Annotated in this window: 21 protein-coding genes; 8 read left to right on the plus strand and 13 right to left on the minus strand. The window is 72.9% G+C overall.

The genetic code is table 11. The annotated features are described in order from the left end of the window. Window positions 1-19: 19 nt before the first annotated feature. The 4 genes from VFR90_RS16250 to guaD are packed head-to-tail and all read right to left on the minus strand — an operon-like array spanning window position 20 to window position 4983. Window positions 20-940 (minus strand): ABC transporter permease, encoded by a 921-nt coding sequence (locus VFR90_RS16250; protein WP_326407206.1) that lies wholly within the window; start codon window positions 938-940, stop codon window positions 20-22. Between the two features lie 13 nt (window positions 941-953). Beyond that, window positions 954-2108 carry an ABC transporter permease gene (locus VFR90_RS16255; protein WP_326407207.1) on the minus strand — a complete coding sequence of 385 codons (1155 nt, stop codon included), beginning with the start codon at window positions 2106-2108 and terminating at the stop codon, window positions 954-956. Beyond that, window positions 2105-3646, minus strand: a complete 1542-nt coding sequence (locus VFR90_RS16260; protein WP_326407208.1) for an ABC transporter ATP-binding protein — start codon at window positions 3644-3646, stop codon at window positions 2105-2107. The genes VFR90_RS16255 and VFR90_RS16260 overlap by 4 nt, the downstream gene beginning before the upstream one ends. Then, entirely contained in the window at window positions 3643-4983 is a 1341-nt protein-coding gene (gene guaD, locus VFR90_RS16265; RefSeq protein ID WP_326407209.1) for a guanine deaminase, read from the minus strand. Before guaD ends, VFR90_RS16260 begins: the two co-directional genes overlap by 4 nt. A gap of 111 nt (window positions 4984-5094) precedes the next feature. Here guaD and xdhA point away from each other — a divergent pair, with 111 nt between their 5' ends. From xdhA to xdhC, 3 genes are all read left to right on the plus strand, one after another. Continuing rightward, complete coding sequence (gene xdhA / locus VFR90_RS16270) at window positions 5095-6603, plus strand: xanthine dehydrogenase small subunit (RefSeq protein WP_326407210.1); 1509 nt, start codon at window positions 5095-5097, stop codon at window positions 6601-6603. 70 nt (window positions 6604-6673) lie between these two features. After that, window positions 6674-9040 carry a xanthine dehydrogenase molybdopterin binding subunit gene (xdhB, locus tag VFR90_RS16275; protein WP_326407211.1) on the plus strand — a complete coding sequence of 789 codons (2367 nt, stop codon included), beginning with the start codon at window positions 6674-6676 and terminating at the stop codon, window positions 9038-9040. Further along, the gene (xdhC, locus tag VFR90_RS16280) at window positions 9037-9867 is read left to right on the plus strand and encodes a xanthine dehydrogenase accessory protein XdhC (RefSeq protein WP_326407212.1); all 831 of its coding nucleotides are present in this window, start codon (window positions 9037-9039) and stop codon (window positions 9865-9867) included. The genes xdhB and xdhC overlap by 4 nt, the downstream gene beginning before the upstream one ends. 46 nt (window positions 9868-9913) lie before the next feature. On the opposite strand, the gene VFR90_RS16285 is transcribed toward xdhC, so the two are convergent. The 3 genes from VFR90_RS16285 to uraH all read right to left on the minus strand — a co-directional run bounded on the left by VFR90_RS16285 (window position 9914) and on the right by uraH (window position 12305). Next, a complete protein-coding gene (locus VFR90_RS16285; RefSeq protein WP_326407213.1) occupies window positions 9914-10609 on the minus strand; it encodes a dienelactone hydrolase family protein in 696 nt (231 codons plus the stop codon). Window positions 10610-10694: 85 nt separating this feature from the next. Further along, entirely contained in the window at window positions 10695-11897 is a 1203-nt protein-coding gene (locus VFR90_RS16290; protein WP_326407214.1) for a urate hydroxylase PuuD, read from the minus strand. A 42-nt stretch (window positions 11898-11939) separates the two neighbouring features. Next, a complete protein-coding gene (gene uraH, locus VFR90_RS16295) occupies window positions 11940-12305 on the minus strand; it encodes a hydroxyisourate hydrolase (protein WP_326407215.1) in 366 nt (121 codons plus the stop codon). 118 nt (window positions 12306-12423) lie between these two features. On the opposite strand from uraH, the gene puuE reads away from it, so the two are divergent. From puuE to VFR90_RS16315, 4 genes are all read left to right on the plus strand, one after another. Continuing rightward, entirely contained in the window at window positions 12424-13413 is a 990-nt protein-coding gene (puuE, locus tag VFR90_RS16300; protein WP_326407216.1) for an allantoinase PuuE, read from the plus strand. Then, the gene (gene uraD / locus VFR90_RS16305; protein ID WP_326407217.1) at window positions 13410-15362 is read left to right on the plus strand and encodes a 2-oxo-4-hydroxy-4-carboxy-5-ureidoimidazoline decarboxylase; all 1953 of its coding nucleotides are present in this window, start codon (window positions 13410-13412) and stop codon (window positions 15360-15362) included. The genes puuE and uraD overlap by 4 nt, the downstream gene beginning before the upstream one ends. Then, window positions 15359-16588, plus strand: a complete 1230-nt coding sequence (locus VFR90_RS16310) for a M20 family metallopeptidase (RefSeq protein ID WP_326407218.1) — start codon at window positions 15359-15361, stop codon at window positions 16586-16588. Before uraD ends, VFR90_RS16310 begins: the two co-directional genes overlap by 4 nt. An 84-nt stretch (window positions 16589-16672) precedes the next feature. Then, the gene (locus tag VFR90_RS16315; RefSeq protein WP_326407219.1) at window positions 16673-17536 is read left to right on the plus strand and encodes an urease accessory protein UreD; all 864 of its coding nucleotides are present in this window, start codon (window positions 16673-16675) and stop codon (window positions 17534-17536) included. Window positions 17537-17549: 13 nt separating this feature from the next. Here the strand turns inward: VFR90_RS16315 and VFR90_RS16320 are convergent, their stop codons facing one another. The 4 genes from VFR90_RS16320 to VFR90_RS16335 all read right to left on the minus strand — a co-directional run bounded on the left by VFR90_RS16320 (window position 17550) and on the right by VFR90_RS16335 (window position 19977). After that, a complete protein-coding gene (locus tag VFR90_RS16320) occupies window positions 17550-18554 on the minus strand; it encodes an NAD(P)H-dependent glycerol-3-phosphate dehydrogenase (RefSeq protein ID WP_326407220.1) in 1005 nt (334 codons plus the stop codon). Window positions 18555-18585: 31 nt separating this feature from the next. After that, window positions 18586-19077: a protein-export chaperone SecB gene (gene secB / locus VFR90_RS16325; RefSeq protein WP_326407221.1), complete on the minus strand. Its 492-nt coding sequence runs from the start codon at window positions 19075-19077 to the stop codon at window positions 18586-18588. A gap of 135 nt (window positions 19078-19212) precedes the next feature. After that, window positions 19213-19473: a glutaredoxin 3 gene (grxC, locus tag VFR90_RS16330; protein ID WP_326407222.1), complete on the minus strand. Its 261-nt coding sequence runs from the start codon at window positions 19471-19473 to the stop codon at window positions 19213-19215. Between the two features lie 84 nt (window positions 19474-19557). Then, window positions 19558-19977, minus strand: coding sequence for a rhodanese-like domain-containing protein (locus VFR90_RS16335; RefSeq protein ID WP_326407244.1), 420 nt, complete (start codon window positions 19975-19977; stop codon window positions 19558-19560). 115 nt (window positions 19978-20092) lie between these two features. Here VFR90_RS16335 and gpmA point away from each other — a divergent pair, with 115 nt between their 5' ends. Continuing rightward, complete coding sequence (gene gpmA / locus VFR90_RS16340; protein WP_326407223.1) at window positions 20093-20842, plus strand: 2,3-diphosphoglycerate-dependent phosphoglycerate mutase; 750 nt, start codon at window positions 20093-20095, stop codon at window positions 20840-20842. Between the two features lie 3 nt (window positions 20843-20845). Here the strand turns inward: gpmA and VFR90_RS16345 are convergent, their stop codons facing one another. Continuing rightward, on the minus strand, window positions 20846-21814 hold the full coding sequence (locus tag VFR90_RS16345; RefSeq protein ID WP_326407224.1) for a PDR/VanB family oxidoreductase: 969 nt from the start codon (window positions 21812-21814) through the stop codon (window positions 20846-20848). Further along, window positions 21811-22845 carry a Rieske 2Fe-2S domain-containing protein gene (locus tag VFR90_RS16350; protein ID WP_326407225.1) on the minus strand — a complete coding sequence of 345 codons (1035 nt, stop codon included), beginning with the start codon at window positions 22843-22845 and terminating at the stop codon, window positions 21811-21813. The genes VFR90_RS16345 and VFR90_RS16350 overlap by 4 nt, the downstream gene beginning before the upstream one ends. Window positions 22846-22877 lie beyond the last annotated feature (32 nt).

Raw genomic sequence — 22877 nt, forward strand, 5'->3', positions numbered from 1 at the left:
GGTCGGGGGCGCGACCGCGTCACGACCCCGGGTGGAACGGCTTGCCGAGCGACGCCGGCATGTTGATGCGGATCCAGAGCGGGTTGCGCGAGATCAGCGCGAGCACGACGATGGTGGCGAGGTAGGGCAGCATCGAAAGCCACTGGCTCGGCACCGCGACGCCCGCGGCCTGCAACGCGAACTGCAGCATCGTCACGCCGCCGAACAGGTAGGCACCAAGCAACACACGTGCCGGTCGCCAGGTCGCGAACGTGGTGAGCGCCAGCGCGATCCAGCCGCGCCCGGCGACCAGCCCTTCGACCCACAGCGGCGCGTACACCACCGACAGGAACGCGCCCGCGACGCCGCACAGCGCGCCGCCGGCGATCACCGCCGCGCAGCGGATCGCGCGCACCGGGTAGCCGAGGGCGTGCGCCGATTCCGGCGATTCGCCGACCGCCCGCAGCACCAGCCCGGCACGGCTGCGGTACAGGAACCAGGCGAGTGCCGCGCACAGGGCGATCGCGAGATAGACCACCGGGTGCTGGCGGAACAGCGCGGCCCCGACGAAGGGCAGCTCGGCGAGGCCCGGCACCTCGAAGGCCGCTCGATCGGCCAGCTTCTTGCCGACGAAGCCCACGCCGACGAAGGCCGAGAAGCCGGCGCCGAAGAGGCTCAGCGCCAGCCCGGTCGCATAGGGGTTGGTGTTCAGGCCGATCACCAGCAGCGCGAACAGCGCGGCCATCGCCGCGCCGGCCGCCGCGCCGGCCGCGAAGGCCAGCGCGTCGCTGCCGGTCGCCAGCGCCACCGCGAAGCCGGCGATCGCCGCGACCAGCAGCATCCCTTCGGCGCCGAGGTTCAGCACGCCGGCCTTCTCGCCGAGCAGCAGCCCCAGCCCGGCGATCGCCAGCGGCGTGCCCGAGGCCAGCGTCGCGGCGACCAGCAGCGCGGCTTCGTTCATGCGGCGTCCCTGCTCATCGCCCGGCGCCCATCGGGCTGCCGGTGCGCACGGGGCCGTCGAGCGTCGGCGGCGGGCTAGCGAGGCCGCGCGGCGCGGCGCCGAAGGCGGTGAGCCGGAGCCGGTAGGTGATCAGGCTGTCGCAGGCCAGCAGCAGGAACAGCAGCAGGCCCTGGAACACGCCGGTCAGCGCATTCGGCAGGCCGAGCCGCGACTGCGCCAGCTCGCCGCCGATCAGCAGCACCGACAGCAGCACGCTCGCCAGCGCGACGCCCAACGGATGCAGCCGGCCGACGAAGCACACGATGATCGCGGTGAAGCCGTAGCCGGTGGAGACGTGCGGCGTCAGCTGCCGCAGCGGCCCGGCTGCTTCCATCGCGCCGGCCAGGCCGGCCATGCCGCCGCAGACGAGCAGCGCCGTCCACAGCGAGGTCCTCGCCGAGAAGCCCGCGTAGCGCGCCGCGGCCGGCGCGAGCCCGCCGACCTGCAGCTGGTAGCCGCGCCACGAGCGGAACAGAAAGAGCCAGAACACCGCCACCAGCACCAGCGCCAGCACGAAGCCCCAGTGCAGTCGCGTCCGCGGCAGCAGCACCGGCAGCCAGGTCGTCGCGTCGAAGGTGGGCGTCTGCGGGAAGTTGAAGCCGGCCGGATCCTTCCACGGCACGAACACCAGGTAGTTCAGCAGCTGCTGCGCCACGTAGACGAGCATCAGGCTCACCAGGATCTCGCTGGCGTTGCAGCGGTCGCGCAGCGCCGCGACGATGGCGGCCCACGCCATCCCGCCGGCCGCGCCGGCCAGCAGCACCAGTGGTGCGTGGACGCCGCGCGGCCCGGTCGCGCCAAGCCCCTGCAGCCACAACGCGACGCCGCCGCCCGCGATCGCGCCCAGCAGGAACTGCCCTTCGGCGCCGATGTTCCAGACGTTCGCCCGGTAGCACACCGCAAGTCCCAGCCCGCACAGGATCAGCGGTGTCGCCTTCAGCAGCACCTCGGCGACCGCACGCGTGCCGCGCAGCGGCTCGACGAAGAAGGTGCGCAGCCCCTGCAGCGGATCCTTGCCCAGCAGCGCGAACAGCGCGCCGGCCAGCAGCGCGGTGAGCGCCAGCGCGATCAGCGGCGAGGCGATCGCCATCGCCCGCGACGGCTCGGCGCGCGCTTCGAGGCGAATCATGCCGAGGCCGCCTGCGGCCACAGCCCGCTCATCCACGCGCCGACGGTCTCGAGCGTCGCCTCGGCGGCCGCGAGGCTCGGGCTCATGCGGCCGCGCGCCATCACGACGAGCCGGTCGCTGATCTCGAACAGCTCGTCGAGCTCCTCGCTGACGACGAGCAGCGCACAGCCCTCGTCGCGCAGCTTCAGCAGCGCGCCGCGGATCTGCGCGGCCGCGCCGACGTCGACGCCCCAGGTCGGCTGCGAGACGACGAGCAGCTTCGGCTTCGCGTCGATCTCGCGGCCCACGATGAACTTCTGCAGGTTGCCGCCGGACAGGCTCTTCGCGGCCGACCGCGGCCCGCCCGCCTTGACGTTGAAGCCGGCGATCAGGCGCTCGGCGAGCGCGGTGACCTGCCGCGTGCGCAGCCAGCCGCCGCGGCCGACCGGCTCGGTGCGGGTGAGCAGCGTGTTCGCCGCGAGCGACAGCGTCGGCACCGCGCCGCGCCCGAGCCGCTCCTCGGGGACGAAATGCAGGCCGAGCGCGCGCCGCGCGGCGGGCCCGGCATGGCCGACGTCACGCCCGAACAGCGTCAGCGCGCCGGGTGCCGCGCGCGGGTCCTCGCCGGAGAGCGCCGCCATCAGCTCCTGCTGCCCGTTGCCGGAGACGCCGGCGATGCCGACGATCTCGCCGGCGCGCAGGTCGAAGGCCACGTCGTGCAGCGCGGTGCCGAAGGGCGTCGCCTGGCTCAGCCGCAGGCCCCGCACCCGCAGCGCGAGCTCGCCGGGCTGCGCCTTGCGGCGCGCAAGCCGCGGCGGCTCGGCGCCGATCATCAGGCGCGACAGGCCGGCGTTCGTCTCGGCGCGCGGATCGACCTCGCCGGCGACCCGGCCGCCGCGCAGCACGGTGCAGCGCTCGCACAGCGTGCGGATCTCGTCGAGCTTGTGGCTGATGTAGAGGATCGAGCAGCCCTCGCTCGCCAGGCGGCGCAGCGTGACGAACAGCGTCTCGACGGCCTGCGGCGTCAGCACCGAGGTGGGCTCGTCGAGGATCAGCAGCCGCGGCTCGGTCAGCAGCGCACGCACGATCTCGATGCGCTGGCGCTCGCCGACGGACAGGCCGTGCACCGGCCGCAGCGGATCGACCTCGAGGCCGTAGCTCGCGGACACGCGGGCGATGCGCGCGCCGACCTCGGCGAGCGTGCCGGCGCGGCCCAGGCCGAGCCAGACGTTCTCGGCCGCGCTCAGCGTGTCGAACAGGCTGAAGTGCTGGTAGACCATGCTGATGCCCAGCGCGCGCGCGTCGGCCGGGCTGCGGATCGCGACCGGCCGGCCGTTCCACCGGATCTCGCCGGCATCGGGCCGCACCGCGCCGAAGATCACCTTCATCAGCGTCGACTTGCCGGCGCCGTTCTCGCCGAGCACCGCATGGATCTGCCCCGGCGCCACCTTCAGCGACACGTCGTCGTTGGCCTTCACCGCCGGGTAGTGCTTGGTGATGCCGGCGAGCTCGAGGCGCAGCGCGGGCGCGGGCTCGGCGAGGGAGGCGGCGCGGCTCATCGGCGGCCCTCGGGCGGGCGCTGCGGATCGCTCCAGCGCTCGACGCCGGCCACCCGCGTCTCGACCAGGTTGCGCTCGTCGCCCAGCGTCATCCAGGCGAAGACGCGCTCGTGCAGGGCGGTGCCGTCGGCGCGACCGAGCGCGAGCGCGTCGCGATGCCGCGCCACCGGCCCGACCGCCCAGTCCCACACGCACAGGTCGGCCGTCGCGCCGACGTCGAAGTGGCCGATCTCGGCCGCGAGCCCGAGCGCCTCGGCAGCGCCGCGCGTCGCGGCATGCAGCGCCTTCCACGCGCCCAGCCGCACGCCGCGCAGCGCCTGCACCTTGTAGGCATCGGCCAGCGTGCGCAGCATCGAAAGGCTGGTGCCGCCGCCGACGTCGCTCGCGATGCTGACCTTGTGGCCGCAGGCCACCGCCGCCTGCCAGTCGAACAGGCCGCTGCCCAGGAAGAGGTTGCTCGACGGCGCGTGGGCGATCTGCGCGCCGGTGTCGGCGAGCAGCGCGCGGTCGGCCGCGTCGAGCCAGATACCGTGCGCCAGCACCGCGCGTTCGTGCAGCAGGCCGTGGCGGTGGTAGACGTCGAGGTAGCTGCGCGCCTCGGGGAACAGCTCGCCGATCCAGCGCACCTCGTCGAGGTTCTCGGCGACGTGGGTGTGCATGTAGAGCGTCGGGTCGTCCCGGCACAGCCGGCCGGCCATCGCCAGCTGCGCCGGCGTGCTGCTGGCCGCGAAGCGCACCGTCACCGCATAGGCCAGGCGCTGCCGGCCGTGCCAGCGGGCGATCAGCTCGAGGCAGTCGCGCTCGGCCTGCACCACGTCGTCGCGCAGGCCGTCGGGGGCGTGGCGGTCCATCAGCACCTTGCCGGCGACGAGCCGCATGCCGCGCTCGCCCGCCGCGGCGAACAGCGCCTCGGCCGAGACCTTGTGCACCGTCGGGAACACCACCGCCGCGGTGCTGCCGTGCGCGAGCAGCGCGTCGAGGAACAGGGCCGCGCCGGCCGCGGCCACCGCCGGATCGGCGTGCCGCTGCTCGGCCGGGAAGGTGTAGGTGTTCAGCCAGTCGAGCAGCGCGAGGCCGTGGCTCGCGATGACGTCGAGCTGCGGGCCGTGCACGTGGGTGTCGATGAAGCCCGGCATCACCAGGCGGCCGCGATGGTCGATGCGCTGCCAGCCCGCGTCGGGCGCCTCGGCCTGCACGCCGGCGATGCGGCCTTGCTCGATGAGCAGCCAGTGCCCGGGCCGCCAGCGCACGCCGCGCATCTCGGCCGGCGGCGCGAAGCCCGGGTCGGCGGTGAAGTCCAGCAGGTCGCCGAACAGCGCGAGGCGTGAAGTCGTCATGGCGGTGGGGCGACGCAAGTGCCGCGCCAGCAGCGGCATCGTCCTTGCATGCGGCGATGTTAGAAGCGCGCGGAGTACCTTTCAGCTTTCCGCCGCTGCCCCCTCGCTCCCGTGAACCCTGAACCGATCCGCTTCGTCCACCGCGGCGCCGTCGTCGAAGTCGACGCCGCCGACCCGACCCGCAGCGTGCTTGCCTGGTTGCGCGAGGACGCGCACTGCACCGGCACGAAGGAGGGCTGCAACGAAGGCGACTGCGGCGCCTGCACCGTGATCGTCGCCGAACTGGCCGAGCACGCCGGGCCCCCCGTCGGCGCGGCGGCGCGGGCGAGCGTCGTCGGCGGCCTGAGCTTGCGCACCGTCAACGCCTGCATCCGCTTCCTGCCCACGCTGCACGGCAAGGCGCTGCTGAGCGTCGAAGACCTGCAGCCCATCGCGGGCGGCGGCCTGCATCCGGTGCAGCAGGCGCTCGTCGACGCCCACGGCTCGCAATGCGGCTTCTGCACGCCGGGCTTCGCGATGTCGCTCGGCCTTTGCTACGAGCGCCACGGCGAGGCCGGAACGCGGCCGACGCGCGCCGAGCTGGCCGACGAGCTCGCCGGCAACCTGTGCCGCTGCACCGGCTACCGGCCCATCCTCGATGCGGGCCAGCGCATGTTCGAGCTGCCGCGCCGGCGGCTGGACACCGCCCCGATCGTCGCGCTGCTGCGCGGCCTGCAAGCGCGCACCGGCACGACGCTCGGCGGGCGCTTCCATGCGCCGCGCACGCTCGCCGAGCTCGCCGCGCTGCGCGAAGCGAAGCCCGAGGCGACGCTGCTCGCCGGCGGCACCGACATCGGCCTGTGGGTCAACAAGCAGCTGCGCCTGCTCGGCGAGATCGTCCACCTGGGCGGCGTCGCCGAGCTCAAGCGCATCGAGTGGCAGGGCGACACGCTGCGCATCGGCGCCGGCGCGCCGCTGGAAGACGCCTGGCATGCGCTGGCCGACGCGATCCCGCCGCTCGCCGAGGTCTGGCGCCGCTTCGCCGGCCCGCCGGTGCGCCATGCCGGCACGCTGGGCGGCAACGTCGCGAACGGCTCGCCGATCGGCGACGGCGCGCCGGTGTTGATCGCCCTGGGCGCGAGCCTCGTGCTGCGCAAGGGCGCGCGCCAGCGCCGCCTCCCGCTCGACGCGTTCTACGTGGACTACATGAAGAACCGCCTCGAGCCCGGCGAGTTCGTCGAAGCGATCGACGTGCCCCGGCCGGCGCCGGCCACCGCGGTGCGCGCCTACAAGCTGAGCAAGCGCTTCGACTGCGACATCTCCGCGGTCTGCGCGGCACTGGCCGTCACGCTCGACGGCGAGACGGTGCGCGACGCGCGCTTCGCCTTCGGCGGCATGGCGGGCATCGTCAAGCGCGCCGCCGCGGCCGAGGCCGCGGTCGTCGGCCGGCCCTGGACCGAGGCGACCGCCCGCGCCGCGATGGCCGCGCTGCCGAGCGACTTCACCCCGCTGACCGACATGCGCGCCTCGGCCAGCTACCGAATGCGCGCCGCGCAGAACCTGCTGATGCGGCTGTGGCTCGAGACGCGGCCCGCCGCCGCGCTCGGGCCGGGCGCGACCAGCATCTGGGCTGTCGCATGAGCATCCACCCGCGGCCTGCCGCGCATCACCGACCCGGCCCGGACGGCGCAGCGCCCCGGCAACTCGCACGATGAACCAGAGCACCGAACCGCTGCAGTTCACCCCCGCCACCGAAGCGGGCCGCGCGCGTGCGCACGAATCGGCGCATTTGCACGTCACCGGCACCGCGCCCTACATCGACGACCTCCCCGAGCTTGCCGGCACCCTGCATGCGGCGCTCGGGCTTTCGCCGGTCGCGCACGGCGTGCTGAAGGCCATCGACGTCGAGCGCATCCGGGCGATGCCGGGGGTCGTCGCGGTGCTCACCGCGGCCGACGTGCCGGCGGCCAACGACTGCGGCCCGATCGTCCACGACGAACCCATCCTCGCGGCCGGCACGGTCCACTACCTCGGCCAGCCGGTGTTCGCGGTGATCGCGACGAGCCGCGAGCTCGCGCGCCGCGCCGCCGCGCAGGCCAAGGCCGTGCTCGCGATCGAGCCGCTCGCGCCGGTCGTGAGCGCGCTCGAGGCGCACGCGAAGCAGCAGTACGTGATCCCGTCGATGCACCTGGTGCGCGAGTCGCGGCCCGGCGCGGTGCGCGACGCGCTCGCCGCCGCACCCCGGCGATGGCAGGGCAGCTTCAAGGTCGGCGGCCAGGAACAGTTCTATCTGGAAGGCCAGATCGCCTACGCCTGCCCGGCCGAGAACCACGGCCTCGTCGTGCACAGCTCGACGCAGCACCCGAGCGAGATGCAGCACGCGATCGCGCATGCGCTGGGCTGGCACAGCCACCAGGTGCAGGTGCAGTGCCGGCGCATGGGCGGCGGCTTCGGCGGCAAGGAATCGCAGTCGGCGGTGTTCGCCTGCGTCGCCTCGATCGCCGCGGCCAGGCTGGCGCGGCCGGTGAAGCTGCGCGTCGACCGCGACGACGACTTCCTGATCACCGGCCGCCGCCACGCCTTCGATCACCAATGGGAGGTCGGCTTCGACGACGCCGGCCGCGTGCTCGCCGCCGAGATCACGATGGTCTCGAACGCCGGCTGGAGCGCCGACCTGTCCGGGCCGGTGATGACCCGTGCGCTGTGCCACTTCGACAACGCCTACTGGCTGCCCGAAGTGGCGATGCACGGCCACAGCGCGCGCACCAACACGCAGAGCAACACCGCGTTCCGCGGCTTCGGCGGGCCGCAGGGCGCGATCGCGATCGAGGTAATCCTCGACTCGATCGCGCGGCGGCTCGGCAAGGACGCGCTCGACGTGCGGCGCGCCAACTTCTACGGAACGGGCTCGAACCGCGTCACGCCGTACGGGCAGACGATCGACGACAACGTCATCGCCGCGCTGGTCGACGAGCTCGAAGCCACCAGCGACTACCGCGCCCGCCGCGCGGCGATCGCTGCCTTCAACGCGGGCAGCCCGGTGCTCAAGAAGGGCCTTGCGCTCACGCCGGTGAAGTTCGGCATCTCGTTCAACGTGCGGCACTTCAACCAGGCCGGCGCGCTGGTGCACGTCTACACCGACGGCTCGGTGCTGGTGAACCACGGCGGCACCGAGATGGGCCAGGGCCTGAACACCAAGGTGGCGCAGGTCGTCGCGCACGAGCTCGGCGTTCCCTTCGAGCGGGTGCGCGTCAGCGCCGCCGACACGCACAAGGTGGCCAACACCTCGGCGACGGCCGCCTCGACCGGCAGCGACCTCAACGGCAAGGCCGCGCAGGACGCCGCGCGCCGCATCCGCGACCGCCTCGCCGCCTGCGCCGTGCAGCGCCACGGCGGCACGCCCGAGGCGGTGCGCTTCGAGGACGGCAAGGTCGAGGTCGCCGGGCGCACGCTGGGCTTCGACACGCTGGTCGCCGAGGCCTACACCGACCGCGTGCAGCTCTGGAGCGACGGCTTCTACGCGACACCCGGCCTGCACTGGGACCGCGACAAGCTCCAGGGCCGCCCCTTCCACTACTTCGCCTACGGCGCGGCGGTCAGCGAGGTGGTCGTCGACACGCTGACCGGCGAACACCGACTGCTGCGCGCCGACCTGCTGCACGACGCCGGCCGATCGCTGAACCCGGCGCTCGACATCGGCCAGATCGAGGGCGCGTTCATCCAGGGCATGGGCTGGCTGACGATGGAGGAACTGGTCTGGCACCCCGCCGACGGCTCCGAGCGCGCCGGGCGGCTGACCACCCACGCGCCGAGCACCTACAAGATCCCGACCGCGAACGACTGCCCGGCCGTCTTCACGACGCGGCTCTACGCGAACGAGAACCTCGCCGACAGCATCCACCGCAGCAAGGCGGTCGGCGAGCCGCCGTTGCTGCTGGCGTTCTCGGTGTTCCTCGCGATCCGCGACGCGGTCTCGGCGGCCGGCGGCCATCGCGTCGATCCGTCGCTGCGCGCGCCCGCGACGCCCGAAGCGGTGCTCGACGCCATCGACTTCGTGCGCGACGGAGCCGGCGCATGAACGCCGGCGCGCTGCGCGCCGAGGCGCGGCGCTGGCTTGCCGCGGCACGGCCCGCGGTGGTCGTCGAGGTCGCGGCGACCCGCGGCTCGGTGCCGCGCGAGGCCGGCACGCGGATGCTCGTCGCCGCCGACGCGGTGCTCGGCACGATCGGCGGCGGCCACCTCGAATGGCAGGCGATCGCCGAGGCGCGGGCCCGGCTGGGGCGGCGCAGCACGCGCGGCGACGAAGCGCCGCACGAGCAGCGGCTCGCGCTCGGGCCGTCGCTCGGCCAGTGCTGCGGCGGCGACGTGCGGCTGGTCTACGCGCCGCTCGACGCCGCCGCGCTCGCGGCCTGGCCCAAGGCCGCGCCGGATTTCCATCTCGAGCTCCACGGCGCCGGCCACGTCGGGCGCGCGATCGTCGCGCTGCTGGCCGGCCTCGACTGCCGCGTGCGCTGGATCGACGAGCGCGAGGCCGAGTTCGCCCGTCTCGCCGTCGAGGGCCTGCCGCCGCACATCGAGCCGCTCTGCGTCGATGCGGCCGAGGCGGAAGTCGCGCACGCGCCGCCCGGCGCCTGCCATCTGGTGCTGACCCACGAGCATGCGCTCGACCTGCGCATCGCCGAAGCGATCCTCAAGCGCGGCGACTTTCGCTGGTGCGGGCTGATCGGCTCGGCCACCAAGCGCGCGCGCTTCGAGCATCGCCTGGAGGCGCGCGGCCTGCCGCGCGCCGCGATCGAGCGGCTCGTGTGTCCGATCGGCGTGAGCGGCATCGCCGGCAAGGCGCCGGAGGCGATCGCGATCGCGGTGGTCGCGCAGCTGCTGCAGGCCACCGGCGGCGGCGCCTGAGCCGCGGCAGGGCGAGGCGCCTGGCGGCGCCGAAGGCGCGGCCGCGTCAGCCCAGGTGGCGCCCGAAGAATCGCAGCGTGCGGTCCCAGGCCAGCTGGGCCCAGGCGGCGTCGTACTGCGTGACCGCGATGCGGCCGGGGCCGACGGCCGTCTCGTTCGCGAAGCCGTGCTGCGCGAGATAGCGGTGGAACTCGAAGCCCACACGTGCATCGTTCAGCCGGGCCTCGAGCGCGTCGACCGTGGCGATGTCGAAGACGGCGTCCTGCGTCGCCCAGTGGCCCATCAACGGCGCTTTGATCTTCGCGGCATCGACGTATTCGAGCGGCGGGTAGCCGTACCAGACGACGCCCGCATCGGCTTCGGGCGCCTGCGTCAGCGCCAGCAGCGTGAGCGCGCCGCCCATGCAGAAGCCGGTGACGCCGACCTTCGCATGGCCTTGCGCCTTCAGGTGCTGCACCGCGCCACGGATGTCCTGCGAAGCCGCGTCGCCGAAGTCCAGCCCGTCCATCAGGTGATGCGCCTCCTCGGCCTCGACGGTGGACTTGCCGCGGTAGAGGTCGGGCACCAGCGCCGCGTAGCCGGCCTGCGCGAGCCGGTCGGCGACGCCGCGGATCTGGTCGTTGAGCCCCCACCACTCCTGGATCACGACGACGGCCGGTGCGCCCCGCGCCTGCGCCGGCTCGGCGAAGTAGCCCGGCACGCTCTGCCCGTCGGGGCGCTTGAACTCGATCGTGGAAGCCATCGGTGTCTCCTGGTCGTGGGGTTCGCCGAGAAGGTACTACGGCGCTTCGGCGACGGCAGCCCGGCCGATGCGCCGACCCGCAGGCTCACGGACCCGGCGCCCCGGCCTCGTACCAGCGCTTGACAAGCTCGCGCTCGGCCTCGCTGATCCGCGTCGCGTTGTTCAGCGGCATCTGCCGCGTCACCACCACCTGCTGGTAGACCGTCTGCCCGTGGCCGGCGATCAGCGCCGGCGTGTGCAGCGCGACGTTCTTGTTCGCGAGCTGCGCGTTGTGGCAGACCACGCAATGCCGCTCGACCACCGCCTGCACCTCGGCGAAGCGCGGCGCGGCAGCGGCCTGCGCCGCCGGCACCGCGGGCGCGCGCTCGGGCGCGATCAGCACGCCGATCACCGCCAGCAGCGCGACGGCCGCCGCCGGGATCTCCCAGCGCGCCGGCGCCTTGTGGCGCAGCACGAAGAACAGCCGGATCAGCGCCGCCGCGAGCATCAGCAGGATCAGCACGATCCAGTTGTGGCGCCCGCTGGTCAGCATGCCGTAGTGGTTGCTGAGCATCGTCACGACCACCGGCATCGTGAAGTAGGTGTTGTGCAGGCTGCGCTGCTTGCCGCGCGCGCCCAGGGCGGGATCAACCGGCAGGCCGGCGCGCAGCGCCGCGACCACCTTGCGCTGGCCGGGGATGATGACCATCGCGACGTTCGCGCTCATCACCGTGGCGAGCATCGCGCCGGTGAGCAGGAAGGCCGCGCGGCCCGCGAAGAACTGGCAGGCGACCCAGGCGGCGACGCCGACGTAGATCAGCACCCCCAGGCCGACCTTCGCGTCGCCGCCGACCGCGCCGTGCGCGTCGCGGCCGAAGAGCCGGCAGATCGCGTCGTAGACGATCCAGCCCGTCGCCAGGTAGACCAGCGCGCCCGCGACCGCGGCGCCGGGCGACCAGTCGAACACCGTCTTGTCGACCAGGAAGGACGAGGCGTTGAAGAAGTACAGCAGCACCAGCAGCGCGAAGCCCGAGAGCCAGGTCGAATAGCTTTCCCAGTACGACCAATGCAGCTTCTCGGGCAGGCCGGGCGGCGCGACCAGGTACTTGTTCGAGTGGTAGAAGCCGCCGCCGTGCACGGCCCAGGCTTCGCCGTCGACGCCGCGTTCGCGAAGCCGCGGATCGGTGGGCTTGTAGAGGCTGTTGTCGAGCCGCACGAAATGCAGCGACGCGCCAATCCAGGCGATCGCCGTGACCACGTGGAGCCAGCGCAGCAGCAGGTTGGCCCAGTCGAGCAGGTAGGTGTCCATCGTTCTTCAGCGCGCCGCATGCAAGAGGTGCACCACCGGTCCTCAGCTGCCGCGGTAGGTGGAATAGGCCCAGGGGCTCGCGAGCAGCGGCACGTGGTAGTGGGCATCGGGGTCGGCCAGCCCGAAGTCGAGCGGCACGTCCTCGAGGAAGGCCGGCTCGGGCAGGGCCACGCCGATCGACCGGAAGTAGGCCGCGACCGCGAACACCAGGCGGTAGCGGCCCGGCTGCATCGCCGCGCCTTCGAGCAGCGGCGCGTCGGCACGGCCGTCGGCATTGAGGCGCAGCTCGGCAAGCCTGTGGGCGGCGACGCCGGCGGGCGCGTCGGGCAGCCGCCACAGGCCTACCGCCATGCCGGCGGCGGGTCTGCCGTTCATCGTGTCGAGCACATGCGTGGTGAGCTTGCCCATCGGGAATCGGGTGGTGGGTGTCGGGCCGTGGTGGCAAGCGCGGGCTTGCCGTCGAGCGGCGCAGTGTAGAAAGCTGGTACGCAAACTGCTCACCGGCGACCTCGACGAAGCCCGCGCCATGAACCCTCGCGACCCGAAGCTCCACGACCGCTCGATCGACACGGCCGCCCCGCCCTATCCCCGCGACCTGCGCGGCCACGGCCGCCAGCCGCCGCATGCGCGCTGGCCGAACGGCGCCCGCATTGCGGTGCAGTTCGTCCTCAACTACGAGGAAGGCGGCGAGAACAGCCCGCTGCACGGCGACGCGGCCTCGGAGACCTTCCTCTCCGAACTGATCACCGCGCAGGCCTACGAAAGCCGGCACATGACGATGGAGTCGATGTACGAGTACGGCTCGCGCGCGGGCGTCTGGCGCATCCTGCGCGAGTTCGATCGGCGCGGCCTGCCGCTCACGGTGTTCGGCGTCGGCATGGCGCTGCAGCGCTATCCGGAGCTGGTCGCCTGCTTCGTCGAGCGCGGCGACGAGATCGCGAACCACGGGCTGCGCTGGATCCACTACCAGCAGCTGCCCGAAGCGACCGAGCGCAGCCACGTCGAGCTCGCGACGCAGCTGCTGCGCGAGCTGACCGGCGGCGCCTGGCCGCTCGGCTGGTACACCGGCCGCGACAGCCCGAACACGCGCCGGCTCGTCGTCGACCACGGCGGCTACGAGTACGACAGCGACTACTACGGCGACGACCTGCCGTTCTGGATGCCGGTCGCGCGGACCGACGGCCGCACGGTGCCGCACCTCGTGGTGCCCTACTCGCTCGACACCAACGACATGCGCTTCGTGCAGGCCCAGGGGTTCAACACCGGCGAGCACTTCTTCACCTACCTGCGCGACAGCTTCGATGCGCTCTACGCCGAGGGCGACCCGCACGGGCTCGACCGCCCGAAGATGATGTCCGTCGGCATGCACTGCCGGCTGCTCGGCCGGCCCGGACGCATCGGTGCGCTGCAACGCTTCCTCGACCATGTGCAGGCGCACGAGCGGGCCTGGGTGTGCCGGCGCATCGACATCGCGCGCCACTGGCAGGCCGAGCATCCCTGGGCGCCCGCGGCATGAGCGCGACGCCGCCGCGAACGCTCGCCTGGCTCAACGACGCGCCGGCCGCCGACGCGCTGGCGGCGCTCGACGGGCTCTACGAGCACTCGCCCTGGGTCGTCGAACGCGCACTGGCGCAACGGCCGTTCGCCTCGCTCGCGCAGTTCGAGCACGCGCTGGCGCGCGAGGTGCGCAAGGCGCCGCGCGAAGCGCAGCTCGCCTTGATCCGCGCGCACCCCGAGCTCGCCGGCAAGGCCGCCGTCGCGGGCACGCTCACGGCCGAGTCGACCGGCGAGCAGGCACGCGCCGGCTTGAACCGATGCACGCCGGAGGAGTTCGCGCAGGTGCAGCGGCTCAACGCGGCCTACCGCGAGCGCTTCGGCTGGCCCTTCGTGATGGCGGTGCGCGGGGCGCGCGGCCTGGGGCTGCCTCGCACGCAGATCATCGCGACGCTCGAACGGCGCCTGCTCGGCCACCCGGACGTCGAGTTCGCCGAATGTCTGCGCCAGATCGATCGCATCGCGCAGATCCGCCTGAACGACAGCTTCGGCTTCGAGCCCGCGCTCGGCAACGCGGTGTGGGACTGGGCCGAGCAGCTGGCCGCGCACAGCGAGCCGGCCTGGGCCGCGAGAGGCGAGCTCACCGTCACCTACCTCAGCGGCGCCCACCGCGCGTGCGCCGCGCAGTTGCAGGCGTGGATGCGCGAGTGCGGCTTCGACGAGGTGAGCCTCGATGCCGTCGGCAACGTCGTCGGCGTCTACCGCGGCACCGATGCGCATGCGCCGCGGCTGCTGACCGGCTCGCACTACGACACGGTGCGCAACGCCGGCAAGCACGACGGCCGGCTGGGCATCCTGGTGCCGATGGTCGGCGTGCGCGAGCTGCGACGCGCCGGACGCCGGCTGCCGTTCGGGATCGAGGTCGTCGGCTTCGCCGAGGAGGAAGGCCAGCGCTACAAGGCCACCTTCCTCGGCTCCAGCGCACTCACCGGCCACTTCGATCCGGCCTGGCTCGAGCAGCGCGATGCGGACGGCGTGTCGATGCGCGCGGCGATGCACGCGGCCGGCTTGCCGGGCGCTTCACCGGACCCCGCCGGCCTGCCGGGCGCTTCACCGGACCCCGCCGGCCTGCCGGGCGCCTCACCGGATCCCGCCGGCCTGCCGGCCATGCTCGAAGCGATCGCCGCCTGCCGGCGCGATGCCACGCGCTACCTCGGCTTCGTCGAGGTGCACATCGAGCAGGGGCCGGTGTTGAGCGAGCTGGACCTCCCGCTCGGCGTCGTCACCTCGATCAACGGCAGCGTGCGCTACCTGGGCGAGGTGATCGGCGTCGCGAGCCACGCCGGCACGACGCCGATGGGCCACCGACGCGACGCGGCGGCGGCGGTCGCCGAGCTGCTGCTGTTCGCCGAGCGGCGCGCGGCGGCGCAACCCGACGTGGTCGCCACCGTCGGCGTGCTGAACGTGCCGAGCGGCTCGATCAACGTCGTGCCGGGCCGCTGCAGCTTCAGCCTGGACCTGCGGGCGACGACGAACGAAGCGCGCGACGCCTGCGTGCGCGACGTGCTGGCCGAGCTCGCCGCGATCTGCGGGCGGCGTGGCGTCGGCTTCACGATCGAAGAGACGATGCGTGCCGACGCCGCCCCGAGCGATCCCGCGTGGCAGCGGCGCTGGGAGCGCGCGGTCGCCTCGACCGGCCTGCCGGTGCACCGCCTGCCCAGCGGCGCCGGCCACGACGCGATGAAGCTGCACCAGGCGATGCCGCAGGCGATGCTCTTCGTGCGCGGCGAAAACGCCGGCATCAGCCACAACCCGCTCGAATCGACGACCGCCGACGACATGCAGCTCGCGGTCGTCGCCTTCATGCACCTGCTCGACCAGCTCGCCGAGGAAGCGATGAGCGGTGAAAGTCCCCCGAGCGCGAACGCCCCCTCGGGAAAACCGGCCGCAGGCCGCAGGAGCCCCACATGACCACACCCCACCACCACCTCGACGCCTGGATCGACGCGCACTTCGACGAGCAGGTCAAGCTGCTTCAGGAGCTGGTGCGGGTGCCGACCGATTCGCCGCCCGGCGACAACGCGCCGCATGCCGAGCGCACCGCCGAGCTGTTCGCGGCCTTCGGCTTCGTGGCGGAAAAGCACCCGGTGCCGGCCGACGAGGTGAAGGCCTGCGGCCTGACCTCGATCACCAACCTCATCGTGCGGCGCAAGTACGGCGACGGCGGAAGGACGATCGCGCTGAACGCCCACGGCGACGTCGTGCCGCCCGGCGAAGGCTGGAGCCGCGATCCCTACGGCGGCGAGGTCGACGACGGCAGGCTCTACGGCCGCGCGGCCGCGGTCAGCAAGTGCGACTTCACCACCTACGCCTTCGCGGTGCGGGCGCTCGAATCGCTCGGCGCGCCGCTCAAAGGCAGCGTCGAGCTGCACTTCACCTACGACGAGGAGTTCGGCGGCGAGCTCGGCCCGAAGCGCCTGCTCGACCAGGGCCTGACCCGGCCCGACCTGGCGCTGGCCGCCGGCTTCAGCTACCAGATCGTCACCGCGCACAACGGATGCCTGCAGCTCGAGGTGACGGTGCACGGCCGGATGAGCCACGCCGCGATCCCGCACACCGGCGTCGATGCGCTGCAGGCGGCGGTGGCGATCCTGAACGCGCTGTATGCGCAGAACGCGGTCTACAAGAGCGTGCACTCGAAGGTGCCGGGCATCACGCATCCCTACCTGAACGTCGGGCTGATCGCCGGCGGCACCAACACCAACGTCGTGCCGGGCAAAGTCGTCTTCAAGCTCGACCGCCGGATGATTCCCGAGGAGGATTCGGCCGCGGTCGAGGCCGAAGTGCGCCGCGTGATCGCCGAGGCCGCGGCCGCGTTGCCCGGCATCACGGTCGACGTCCGCCGCCTGCTGAGGTGCGAGGCGCTGAAGCCGCTGCCGGGCCAGGCGCCGCTGGTCGAGGCGCTTGGTAAGCATGCCGAGGCCGTGTTCGGCGAGCCGGTTCCCACCACCGGCACGCCGCTGTACACCGACGTGCGGCTGTACTGCGAGCGCGGCGTGCCGGCCGTCATCTACGGCGCCGGGCCGCGCACCGTGCTCGAGAGCAACGCGAAGCGCGCCGACGAGCACATCGTGCTGGAGGACCTGCGCCGCGCGACCAAGGTCGTCGCGCGCACGCTCCACGACCTGCTCGCCTGAGCCGTCGCCGGCATGCTTCCGCTGGAACGCGCACCGTCGCGCACGACCGCTCGGTCGCGTCGCCGCTCACGGGGGCGCTGACGCATGGGCTGGCACGGCAGGCTCGAGCTCGACCACCGCCTCGAAGCGACTCCGCGCGCCGACGACGCCGATCGCACCACGATCGGACGCGCGCGTCATGCTGGCCCGCTGCGCGTGCTGCGCAGTCTCTACCCGGAAGGCCCGCGGGTCTGCCACCAGGTGCTCGTGCACCCGCCGGGCGGCATCGCCGGTGGCGACGAGCTCGAGCTCTCGTTGCGCCTCGCGCCGGGCAGCCACGCGCTCGTCACCACGCCGGGCGCGACGCGCTTCTACCGCAGCGACGGCGCGGTGGCTTCGCAGACGCTCGACGCCCGAGTCGCCGACGGCGCCCGGCTCGAATGGCTGCCGCTCGAGACGCTGGTGCACGACGGCGCCCGCGCGCACAACCGGCTGCGCTTCGCGCTGGCCGAAGGCGCCGAGATGATCGGCTGGGACCTCCTCGCGCTGGGTCTTCCGGCATCCGGCCTGGCGTTCGAGCGCGGCCGTTTCGAGCAGCGCATCGAAGTGGACGAAGCCTGGCTCGAACGCAGCCTGGTCGACTTCGACGCGCCCCAGGCCGCGGCGACGCGGCGCCGGCTCGCGAGCCCGCTCGGCTGGGGCGGCCACGCGGTGCTCGCGACGCTGTGGTTCGCGAGCGGCCGCGCGATCGACGATGCCCGGCGCGAGCGGCTGCTGGAGGCCGCGCGCACCGCGTTGCCGCCCGACGCGCCAGCGGGCACCACCGCGCCGAATCCGCACGTGGTCGTGGCGCGGGCGCTGGCGGCGCGCGTGGAGCCGCTGATGCAGCACGCGCGGGCGGTGTGGTCGGCGTGGCGCGAGGCCGCGTGGCGGATGAGCGCGAGCGCGCCACGCGTGTGGCGGACCTGAGGCGCCGCCGGCCTCAGCTGCGCGAGGCTTCGGGCTTCGCTTCGCGCTGCATCAGGCGCTGCACCGCCGCGGCCGGCGTCAGCCGAGCGTCGAGCACCGCGCAGACGGCGGCGGTGAGCGGCATCTCGACGCCCAGCGCCTGCGCGCGCGCGAGCACGGTGGCGGCGCTGTAGACGCCTTCGGCGACGTGGCCCAGCGACGCGAGCACCTCGGCCAGCGACCGCCCCTGTGCGAGCTGCAGGCCGACCTGCCGATTGCGCGACAAGTCGCCGGTGGCGGTCAACACCAGATCGCCGAGCCCGCTCAGGCCCATGAAGGTGTCGGCGCGCGCGCCGAGCGCGAGGCCCAGGCGCGTCATTTCGGCCAAACCGCGCGTGACGAGCGCGGCGCGGGCGTTGAGGCCGAGCCGCAGGCCGTCGGCGATGCCGGTGGCGATCGCGATCACGTTCTTCACCGCACCGCCGACTTCGACGCCGACCGGATCGGCCGAGGTGTAGAGCCGCAGCGCATCGCCGTGGAAGGCGGCGACGGCCTGCTCGCGCAGCGCCTCGTCGGCGCTCGCCGCGACCAGCGCGGTCGGCTGCGCGCGCGCGACCTCGAGCGCGAAGCTCGGGCCCGACAACACGCCCACGCGGAAGTGCGCGGCGACCTCGCGCGCGATCTCGTGGCCGAGCAGGCCGGTCTGCGCCTCGAAGCCCTTGCACAGCCACCACAGGCCGCCGCCGTGGCCCGCCGCGCGGCCGAGCATCTCGCGCAGGCCGGACATCGGCGTGGCGATGACGATCAGGCCGTCGTCGCCGCCGTCGCGCGCATGGGCCAGTGCCGCGTCGAGGTCGGCCGTGCAGGCGATCGAGGCCGGCAGTTCGATGCCCGGCAGGTAGCGCGCGTTGCGGCGCTCGCGGCCGATCGCTTCGGCCTGCGCCGCATCGCGCGCCCACAGCAGCAGCTCGTGCCGTGCGGCGATCGAGGCCGCGAGCGCGGTGCCCCAGGCGCCGGCGCCGAGGACCGCGATGCGCATGGCCGGGCTCGCGCCGTTCGCGTCGAACGGATCAGGCGGTGGTGATGATCGGCGAGCCGCCGTGGCCGTTGCCGTTGCCGTTGGTCGCCGCGCCCTGCGCCTGCTGCTGCGCTTCGTACATCGCCTGGAAGTTGACCTCGGCCAGGTGCACCGGAGGGAAGCCGGCGCGCGTGATGATGTCGGCGACGGTCGCGCGCAGGTAGGGGTAGACGATCTGCGGGCAGGCGATGCCGATCACCGGCGGCAGCTGGTCGTCGGGCAGGTTGCGGATCTCGAAGATGCCGGCCTGCTTCGCCTCGACGAGGAACAGCGTCTTGTCGCCGATCTTGGTGGTGACCGTCGCGGTGACGCTCACCTCGTACATGCCTTCGGCGATGCCCTCGGCACCGACGCCGAGATTGATCTCGACTTGCGGCTGCTGCTGCTCCATCAGGATTTGCGGCGAGTTCGGCTGCTCGAGCGAAGCGTCCTTCAGGTAGACGCGCTGGATCTGGAACACGGGGGTGGTGTCTTGCTCGGCCATGGTGAAGCTCGTGGGCGGTGGAGCCGCGCGCGGCCGAAGGCGGCCGTGGTGCGAAGCGGGTGGGGCGCGGCCGGCGGTGCCGGTGCCGCGCCGAGGGGCCGCGATTATGTCGTGGCGGGTATGCGGCGGCGGGCTTCAGGCGCCGTTGAGCAGCGGCATCAGCGCGCCGCGCTGATCGAGCGCGATCAGGTCGTCGCAGCCGCCGACGTGGGTGGCGCCGATGAAGATCTGCGGCACCGTGCGGCGGCCGGTCGCCTCGACCATCGTCTGGCGCTGCGCCGGATCGAGATCGACGCGGATCTCTTCGATGGCTTCGACGCCGCGCTGCTTGAGCAGCGCCTTCGCACGCAGGCAGAACGGGCAGACCTGCGTCGTGTACATCTTCACGGGAGACATCGGCTTGACTCGGTATCGCGAGGCCCGCAGTGTCATGCGGATGTCACGACCCTGCGCCACGGCGGGTCGAAACGCCGCGCCACGTCAAGCGGCGGATTTCTCGACCGGCAACTGAGCCTCGCGCCAGGCCGCCAGGCCGCCGCCGACGACCATCGAGCGCTCGTAGCCGAGCTTCTTCAGCACGCCGACGGCCCGCTGCGCACGCGCGCCGGTGGGGCAGAGCACCAGCAGCGGCAGCGCCTTGTTCGAGGGCAGCGCCTTGTGGCCGGTCGAGAGGCTTCCGAACGGCACGTTGCGGGAATTGACCGCATGGCCGCTCGCGTACTCGGCGGGTTCGCTGATGTCGATCAGCACCGCCTTCTCGCGGTTGATGAGCTGCACCGCTTCGGCGGTCGAGATGCGCTGAGAGCCGCCGCGTGCGCCGCGCAGCGCGGGCCAGGCGAGCAGGCCGCCCGAGACGAGCGCGGTCAGCACGAGGTGCCATTGGTCGAGCAGGAACTTCACGAGGTTCATCGCCGGAAAGCGCCCGGAGGAAGGGCAAGCGCGGGGTGGGCGTGGCAGGGCACGAAGCGCCGAATTCTAGAATCCGCCTCCCTTCATCCGACGTGTGCGCGCACCCATGACCCGACTCGTGCTGATCCGCCACGGCGAATCGACCTGGAACCTCGAGAACCGCTTCACCGGCTGGACCGACGTGGAGCTGACGGCCACCGGCGTCGCGCAGGCGCAGCGCGCGGGGCAGCTGTTGAAGGAAGCGGGCATCGAGTTCGACACGGTCCACACCTCGGTGCTCAAGCGCGCGATCTGGACCGCCTGGCACTGCATGGAAGGCATGCAGCGCACCTGGCTTCCGGTGGTCAAGGACTGGCGGCTCAACGAGCGCCACTACGGCGCGCTGCAAGGCTTGAACAAGGCCGAGACCGCGAAGCAGTTCGGCGACGAGCAGGTGATGCTCTGGCGCCGCAGCTACGACGTGCCGCCGCCGGCGCTGGAAGCCGACGACGCGCGCCGCGTCACCGAGCGCGACGACCCGCGCTACGCGAAGCTCGCGGCCGCGCAGGTGCCGCTGACCGAATGCCTGAAGGACACCGTCGCGCGCGTGCTGCCGCTTTGGTACAGCACGCTGGCGCCGGCGATCGCGCAGGGCCAGCGGCTTTGCATCGTCGCGCACGGCAACAGCATCCGCGCGCTGGTCAAGCATCTCAACGGCATCTCGGATGCCGACATCGTCGGCGTCAACATCCCCAACGGCATGCCGCTGGTCTACGAGCTCGACGCGAACCTGAAGCCGATCTCGAAGCACTACCTCGGCGGGGCCGACGCGGCGGCGCTGGCGGCGTCGGTGTCGGCCGAGCAGACCGAGAACTGACGCTCAGAGATCGAGCACCAGCCGCGCCGACTCGGCGCGCGAGCAGCACGGCAGGAACTGGTCGCCGGCCGCCTGTTCCTCCGGCGTGAGGTAGAGGTCGCGGTGATCCGGCCGGCCCTCGATCACGCGGGTCAGGCAGGTGCCGCACACGCCCTGCTCGCATGAGGTCGCGACCGTCACGCCCGCATCGGCGAGCGCCCGTACCACCGTCTTGTCGGCCGGCACGGTGACGATGCGGCCCGAGCTCGCGAGCTGCACCTCGAATCCCGCATCGCCGCCGCGCGCGGCCTGCGGCTCGGCCGAGAAGAACTCGTAGTGCAGTTGCGCCTCGGGCCAGCCGGCCGCGCGCGCGCCGCCGAGCACCGCGTCCATGAAGCCTTTCGGGCCGCAGACGTAGAGGTGGCGTCCTTCGGCGCGGCCGGCCAGCAGCTTTGCGAGATCGAGCCGCTGCACCGCGGGGCCGTCGTCGAAGTGCAGCTGCACGCGGGCCGCATAGGCCGAGCGCTCGATGCGCTCGACGAAGGCCATCCGCGCCCGCGATCGCGCCGCGTAGTGCAGTGCGAACTCCGCGCCGACGTTCGCCAGCCGCTCGGCCATGCACAGCAGCGGCGTGATGCCGATGCCTCCGGCCAGCAGCAGGTGACTGCGCGCCGCGGGGTCGAGCGCGAAGTGGTTCTTCGGGGTGCTGATCGCGAGCCGGTCGCCCTCGCGCAGTTGCTCGTGCATGGCGAGCGAGCCGCCGCGCGAGGCCGCGTCGCGCAGCACCGCGATCAGGTAGCGGTGGGTCTCGCGCGGGTCGTTGCACAGCGAGTACTGGCGCGTGGCGCCGCCGGGCGTGCGCACGTCGACGTGCGAGCCGGCGGAGAACGACGGCAGCGGCGCGCCATCAACGCTCACCAGCTCGAAGCTGCAGATGCCCTCGGCCTCGACCGACTTGCGCGCGACGCGGACATCGAGCGAGCCGGCGCTCATCGCGCGGCCCGCTCCTGCTCGACCAGCCGCTGCACCACCTTGCGCGCCTGCACGCCGCCGTAGTCGGTGTTGAGCGACAGCAGCGCGCGCTCGGGTTGCGCCGAATGGTTGCGCTGCTGCGACTCGAGCATCTCCAGGTCCTCCTGGAACACCTTGGACTGGGCCTCGCGGATCTGCGCGGTGAGCGCCGCGTCTTCCGGCTTGAAGTTGCGCGCGAGCCCCCAGAAGTACCAGATCGAGGTTTCGGTTTCCGGCGTGATCAGGTCGACGACGATCCCCGAGGTCTTGACCGCCGCCGGCGCATCGAAGCCGCCCTGCCCGGCCAGCGCGACGCCGACGTCGATCAGCACGTTGGCCGGCGGCACGAAGCGGCAGCGCTGCCAGCGATCGACGGTGGCGCTGTCGTCGAGCCCGTTCCCGCGCATCGCCGCGGCCCAGAACGGCGGCGCCTTCACGCCTGGGATCTCGCGGCGCGTGACCACCGTGTCGCCCTCCACCGCCGACTGCGGCACGATCTCGTCGAGCTCCGGCTGGCCGATGCTGGTGGCGTGCACGTATTTCTCGTGCGTCAGGTCCATCAGGTTGTCGATCATCAGCCGGTAGTCGCAGCGCACGTGGAACATGCCGCCGCCGAAGGTCCAGGCCGGGTCGTCGGCCCACGGCAGATGGGGCAGCTTCGCGGCATCGGCCTGCGCCGCGTCGCCGGGCCAGACCCAGACGTAGCCGTGGCGCTCGACCGCCGGATAGCTCCTCAAGGGCGCGAAGCCGCGCACGCGCTGGCCGGGCATCGCGACCGTCTTGCCGTCGCAGCCCATCTCCAGCCCGTGGTAGCCGCACACCAGCTTGCCATCGACCACCGCGCCGAGCGACAGCGGCGCGCCGCGATGCGGGCACCAGTCCTCCAGTGCCGCGACCTTGCCTTCGGGGCCACGGAAGACGACGAGGCGCTCGTTGCAGACGGTGCGGCCGAGCGGGCGGGTCGCGATTTCGTCGGGTGTGCAGGCCACGTACCAGGCGTTCTTGGGAAACATCAGATGCACCCTCTTCGGCTTCAATTGGATCC

The organism is Methylibium sp. (assembly GCF_035762065.1).
Lineage (GTDB): Bacteria > Pseudomonadota > Gammaproteobacteria > Burkholderiales > Burkholderiaceae_C > Methylibium.